The organism is Psychrobacter sp., assembly GCF_035469765.1.
Classification (GTDB): domain Bacteria; phylum Pseudomonadota; class Gammaproteobacteria; order Pseudomonadales; family Moraxellaceae; genus Psychrobacter.
The window spans coordinates 1-6,890 of record NZ_DATIRM010000167.1 but is presented as its reverse complement, the minus strand read 5'-3'; the positions used below and the strand labels follow the sequence as shown (position 1 = coordinate 6,890).

Annotated in this window: 5 protein-coding genes; 1 reads left to right on the top strand and 4 read right to left on the bottom strand. The window is 43.5% G+C overall.

Annotated elements, in window-relative coordinates; genetic code table 11:
- Positions 1–752, top strand: a 752-nt coding sequence (locus tag VLN09_RS04840; protein ID WP_325244222.1) for an autotransporter outer membrane beta-barrel domain-containing protein, incomplete at its 5' end; no start/stop codon positions are given.
- 146 nt (positions 753–898) lie between these two features.
- On the opposite strand, the gene VLN09_RS04835 is transcribed toward VLN09_RS04840, so the two are convergent.
- The 4 genes from VLN09_RS04835 to VLN09_RS04820 form a co-directional block, all read right to left on the bottom strand.
- Positions 899–1,531 carry a hypothetical protein gene (locus tag VLN09_RS04835; RefSeq protein ID WP_325244220.1) on the bottom strand — a complete coding sequence of 211 codons (633 nt, stop codon included), beginning with the start codon at positions 1,529–1,531 and terminating at the stop codon, positions 899–901.
- 489 nt (positions 1,532–2,020) lie between these two features.
- Positions 2,021–4,066 carry a choline BCCT transporter BetT gene (gene betT, locus VLN09_RS04830; protein WP_325244218.1) on the bottom strand — a complete coding sequence of 682 codons (2,046 nt, stop codon included), beginning with the start codon at positions 4,064–4,066 and terminating at the stop codon, positions 2,021–2,023.
- A gap of 293 nt (positions 4,067–4,359) precedes the next feature.
- Entirely contained in the window at positions 4,360–6,060 is a 1,701-nt protein-coding gene (gene betA, locus VLN09_RS04825; protein WP_325244216.1) for a choline dehydrogenase, read from the bottom strand.
- Positions 6,061–6,179: 119 nt separating this feature from the next.
- Positions 6,180–6,890 (bottom strand): aldehyde dehydrogenase family protein (locus VLN09_RS04820; RefSeq protein WP_325244214.1); only part of this gene is annotated, 711 nt, incomplete at its 5' end.

Sequence of the window (6,890 nt, the reverse complement as noted above, 5' to 3'; positions counted from 1 at the left end):
TATTATTAGGCGTAGATTTTGCTCATCCTAATTCGGCAAATGCGGTAACAGGACTGTATGGCAATATTACCCAAAAAGAATTTGAGAATTCAGGGGTTCACACTGGCTTAAGCAATATCGACTTAGAGGAAGTAGGCTTTGGTGTTTATCATAGCAATACGCTAGACAAACTCGGCGGTGTGCAGATTAATGGCGCGGTTGGCTTTGGTAATCTAGACGTTGATGTCACACGTGCGGTCACGCTTGGTGGCAATAAACAAGAATTTAACTCGAATGCTGATGGTAAACGTTATTACGCCAATGTACAGGCAGGATATCCGATGCAGCTCAGTAGCCTTGCTATCACGCCATATATCGGTGCAACCGCTAGCCGTGTGAGATTGGACGCGCTAAAAGAGCAAGAGATGTCTGGTATTGCTATGCAATTCGATGAGCAAAAATATACCACCACTTATGGCAAGCTTGGCGTGAAAGCCAATCACAACCTAGCCGACACACTTAATATATTCGGTGATGTTCATTACCAAAAACAGCTGAGTGATAATCGCGAATCGGCTTCTGCGCGTCTTAACACCATAGCAAATATCAGTTTTGATACCCCGATAGTACAGACCGACGATGATAACTTTGGTATGACACTTGGCGTGTCCAAAAGCTTTGGTCTATTAAATGCCAATGCAGGTGTCACGCACTCGCAAGGTGATGACGACAAATCAACGAGTTTATTTGTCGGTCTTAGCGGCACTTTTTAAACCGTTGTACTCAAGCTTAGCTGCTTATACTTTATATATTTAAGTTCAAAAAAACCGCCAAATACTAAAAAGTGCTTGGCGGTTTTCTATTGAGAGAGTTTTTAAACCTGCTACTTAAGCTTGTCTTTTACGTTATTGGCATGCTATTACGATTTAACTGGCAGCGCATATTCCACTTTACCAACAACCTCACCATGATGCTCAATAGTCAGCCAATAGCTTTTAATCATACCGCCATATGGCAAATTGCCTTTATAGTTTTTGTAATGCTCATCAATACACTTTTGTACGATGACATCACGTTCTGTCTCATTCATTCTAGCAATATTCTCAGGCAAGTGAATATGAGCCAGTTGAGCGGCACCGCCACGAGACATCCAATTTGCGCCGGCAGTAAACTCAAAATCTACGTCTGCTCTTAGACGATACTTGGGTAAAGGATACGCATAATGCGCCAAATCATATTTGATTTGAGCGATATCTTCTCCAAACGCCTCATCCTGTATATCAAGTACTGAAACCAGCTTTTCTAAGAATTGCTCAGGGGTAAAATAAGCATCGATATAACTGCCGTCCAATCCCAATTTTTCGCTAGACAATACGTGACGCAGACGATCACAAGCAGGAATGGTATGCTTAAGCGGATAGCCCATGGCTTTTATAAGATCTTGAGGACGGCGCTCATGCTTATCAATTTGAGTAATGATACGGCGCGCTAAAGAATGCTGCGGTCTATAATAGCGGGTATATTTGGAATGAGTAGCAGGAAGATTAAACAAGTGAGACTCCTATAACTCCGACAATAAAAGTATAATAATAAGCCAAATTCGGCAAATCAAATAAGGCATGGATGACTTTGTCGGAGAAAAGGCTCATGCGCTTTACCAGAGTTATTTTATATCGTGCTGGAAGTTGCAAGGTTGTAGTGCCGTCATTGACTGATTAACAATCACAAGTGACAGCTACGAAACCATTAAACCCACGATAGGTCTGAATGACCATTTTTAATAATGATAGCACATCAGATAATAGTATTACTGTTAATCTTCTTGATAAAACGTGGCAGCATCTATCCAAACAATAGAGTCTTCTATACAGAAAACGATGAAAAGAAAGAAGTTGGAACTTTAATGGTTGAACAGGTCATATTACTGCTAGATTTGATATCAAATCAATATCTGAAAGATTATTTAATACGATTTAAAAAAACCCTATAAGCTGTATTCAACTTATAGGGTCAGTGTAAATTTCGGCGTGTTACTTAGACATTAACGCTCTAAATGAAGATACTGCAAATGGCGCTCGTACTGATTTAAGATATCGACCAACACTTGCTCTTTGGAGTAACCAACCAAGTCATACTCTTGCGAGCCTTCACTTAAGAACACTTCCGCACGATAATAGTACTCTGCGTTCTTAGTTGATGTGCTCAATGTAAAGTTAGGACGTTCCGCTTTAATCAAGTTAACTTCATAAATAAAGTCATCTTCATCACCGTGTCCAACCCGTAATTTTAGACCATCTATTTGACCGCTACTCTCATCCATGCCTTCATCTATATCTTGTCCGATATGTTCAGGGTTACGGATATCCAAAGAGGTTTTTAGACCGCCTGCAGCAAATTCTTTTTCAACTTCCGTCATGGCAGGTCTGACCACATTTTGTAAAAAGCGTTCAACTTGTGCATGTCTAGGGAAACTGACAATACGTTGCAAGCGTGCTTTCCAGCTTTTACCACTATCAAGCACATTAGCCGTACCAATCGTACTGGCTTTGCGCTTATTACCTTCTTCTTTTAGCGACTTCCACATTGACATCATATAGAGCACAAGAATAAGCGAGAACGGCAAACCAGCAATCACAGATACTGACTGTAATGAGGCGAAGCCACCTGCAAATAATAGTCCTAAAGTAATAAAACCCGTTGCTGCTGCCCAAAACAAACGCAACCAAACAGGTGCATCAGTATCATTGGTCATGCCTCTTGAGCTCAAGTTCGCTAATACTAAAGCGCCTGAGTCAGCTGATGTCACAAAGAATACTAAACCAATGACCACACCAGCGAATGACAGCACTTCGCTGTAAGGAAAATACTCAAACAAGGCAAACATACCCATGGCGGCGTCATTAACAGCGATTTCACCAAGTTCAGTTGCCCCATTAGCAACCAAGTCTATCGCTGAATTACCAAAGATAGAGAACCATGCAAAAATGAAACCAAGCGGAATAAACATCACGCCAAAGACGAACTCTCGTAGGGTACGGCCACGGCTAATACGCGCGATAAATAGACCAACGAACGGTGCCCAAGCAACCCACCATGCCCAGAAAAATATCGTCCAACCTGATTTCCACTCGGCACCAGCAGTACCATCATAGGCATATACATCAAAAGTTTTAAAGAGGATGGTTTGAAAGTATTGACCAATATTTTGGGTAAAGGTATTCAGCAAATACACCGTATTACCCATCACCAATATAGCGATTAATAGTAATATCGACGATAACATATTAAATTCAGATAAGCGGCGTACGCCCTTTTCCACACCTGTCATCGCAGAAATAGCCGCAGCAGCAACGACACCTATAATAATAAGGGTCTGCACTGTTTTGCTAGATTCAATACCAAAAACATGGGTCAGTCCAGCATTGGCCTGCAATACCCCAATGCCTAAGCTGGTCGCAATACCCATCAAGGTACAAACGACGCCAAAGGTATCAATGCCGTCACCAAGCCAGCCCTTGATTAAACGCTCGCCAAAGATAGGTGTCAACGGTGACCGTAAGGCTAATGGCATATTTTTACGATAAGCAAAGTACGCCAATGCCATGCCAATCAGTGCATAAATACCCCAACCATGTAGACCCCAATGTAAAAAAGTCTGCGCAAGTGCTTCACGCATGGCCGCCTCACTAGCAGGCTCCAGTCCTGTATGCGGTGTCAAATAATGCATCAATGGCTCAGATGCACCAAAAAATAATAAATCAATACCAATACCAGCAGAGAACAGCATCGCGGCCCATGCTAGGAAAGGAAACTGTGCTTTTTCGTGGTCTTGACCAAGCTTGATATCACCGTATTTAGAGAAGCCCACAAATAATGCAAATATACTATAAGCGGCAACCACCAGCATGTAATACCAGCCAAAACTCTCTGATACCCATGCCATGCTAGCGCTTAATAATGTCTCACTATAATCTGGAAACGCAATCGTCCAGATGATTAATAAAATAGAAATAATAGCTGAACCTAAAAAAACCGTCTTGTTTAGGGTCAGGGCTTTAGTCGCATCTTTTGATGGCGAGCTGTACATAAAAGACCTCAATAGGTAAATTAAACAGGGTCTGATATTGCTTTGTCCGTCATAATCTTATGACTTATAATCGTATGACATACAAATAACTGCATGACGCACAAAGCAGTACCAATAAATAAAAATTGCGATGTAAACTATTAAAAAATAGCAAAGCAAATGATAAGCAGATTTAACCACAACGGTTTTCATCTTTATGAACGTTAGCGCTGATAAAAAAGACCTTTACTGAGAAAGGCCTTCTTTTTGAAATTGTCTTATATATTTCATTGCCCAATAGCTCATATAGCTATTTAAACAGTAGAACGGTAAGCACGCATTGGCTCAGTTCTAAGCGGTGCACCATTTGCGGTAAAATAGTCTACTGTCGAACGTGGCAGCTGTACACCGCGCATCTTATCGACGATTTTTTCTGCCAGCATAATAGTGGTCGCGTTCAGGTTGCCACTGATGATATTTGGCATAATCGATGCATCAACGACGCGCAAGCCATCGATGCCATGTACTAGCCCTTCGCCATTGACGACCGAATCATTGCCTTCGCCCATCGCACAGGTACAAGATGGATGGTAAGCAGTTTCACTATGATTACGAACATATTCGTCTAGCTGCGCATCGGTCACCAAGTCATCGGTTGGCGCAATGGCGCGACCACGATAAGGGTCGAGCGCTGGCTGATGCATAATCTCACGAGTGATACGCATGGCAGCACGGAACTCGTGCCAGTCCTGCTCATGAGACATATAGTTAAACAAGATGCTCGGATGCGCACTTGGATCTTTTGAGGTCAGCTTGACGCGACCACGACTTGGCGAGCGCAATGAGCCCACATGCGCTTGGAAGCTATGAGACTTCACTGCACTACGACCATCGTAGCGCACTGCTAATGGTAAGAAATGGTACTGAATATTAGGATGGCTGAACTTCTCATCGGTACGAATGAAGCCGCCCCCTTCAAACTGATTTGACGCCCCAAGTCCTGTGCCATTGAACAGCCATTCCGCACCGATTGCAGGCTTATTCCACCATTTATTGGCAGGCGCAATCGACACTGGCAGCTTACATTCGTACTGCATATACAGCTCTAAATGGTCTTGTAGATTATTACCAACACCCGGTAAATCTAAAATCTCATTGACGCCCAAATCTTTGAGCCATTGACCAGGACCAATACCTGAACGCTGCAACAGTTGCGGTGACGCAATCGCGCCAGAAGAGACAATCACTTCACGAGACGCATAGACGTTTTTAGTTTGACCTTGATGCTCTACTTTGACGCCAACAGCGCGCTTACCATCAAATAAGATGACATCGGTCAATGCACCCGTCAAAATGGTGATATTGCTACGCGGTTTGGCGCGGTCAAGATAACCACGAGCTGTTGAGGCACGGCGACCATTAGGCGTGACAAAACGATCCATCGGTCCAAAGCCTTCTTGCTGATAGCCGTTTAAATCATCCGTGCTTGGATAGCCTGCTTGCACACCTGCTTCAATCATCGCTTGGAACAGCGGATTCACCCCTGGCTTGGCAGTGGTCATCTCAACGGGACCACCGACGCCATGATAGTCATTTTCACCAGCGTCGCGATTCTCTAGCTTTTTAAAATAAGGCAGGCAGTCCAAATACGTCCAATCTTCTAAGCCTTTGATCTCAGACCAATCGTCAAAATCTAGTGCATTACCACGGATATAGCACATCCCATTAATCAAAGACGAGCCACCAAGTCCTTTGCCGCGACCGCAGTCCATCACGCGGTTATTCATATACGGTTCAGGATCGGTTTTGTATCCCCAGTTATAAGTAGTTCCTTGTAACGGCATGGCGAGCGCTGCTGGCATCTGCGTGCGAAAGTCTAAGCGATGGTCTGGACGACCTGCTTCTAATAATAATACTTTAATGTTGGCATCTTCAGTCAATCGGGTAGCAAGCACATTTCCTGCTGAACCGGCACCGACGATAATATAGTCGTACTCAGGTGTGGTTGATGTCATAAAACGCTCCATAATATTAAAAAAATCCATCATTTCATATCAGTAAGGCTGTGCTAAAAGGACAAATTATTCCTAATACGCCAACCTTACTGTTTTAAAAATTTTCACAACACGAGTGCTTAAAATACCGATTCAAAATTGCCAAGCTCTACTTGTACAGATTTAGTTTGCGTATAATGCTCAAGGGCTTCAATACCGTTTTCGCGGCCAATACCTGAATGCTTATAACCACCAACTGGCATTTGCGCAGGTGACTCACCCCACGTATTTAACCAGCAAATACCGGCTTCAATCTGACCAATCACGCGATGCGCTCGGGTCAAATCAGCGGTCACCACCCCTGCTGCCAAGCCATACTCAGTATCATTAGCACGGTGGATGACTTCTTCTTCAGTCTCATAAGTCAATATCGACATCACTGGACCAAAGATTTCCTCGCGCACGATGGTCATATCATCGCTACAATCAGTAAAGACAGTTGGTGCGACAAATGCACCATTGGCAAGCTCGCCTGCTGTGATACGTTCACCGCCAGTCAATAAACGCGCGCCGCCCTCTTTACCTTGCTCGATATAGCCAAGCACTCTTTCCATGTGCGGGAAGCTAACTAATGGCCCCATGTTAATGCTCTCATCCATCGGATCGCCGAGCTTTATACGCTCTACACGCGTTAGGATAGCTTTCTCAAACTTAGATTGATAGGCTATAGGGATAAAGACACGCGTGCCCTGAGTACATACCTGACCTGTGTTATAGAAGTTTGCCATCATGGCAATATCAGCAGCGGTATCGATGTCGGCATCATCAAATATGATTAATGGCGATTTACC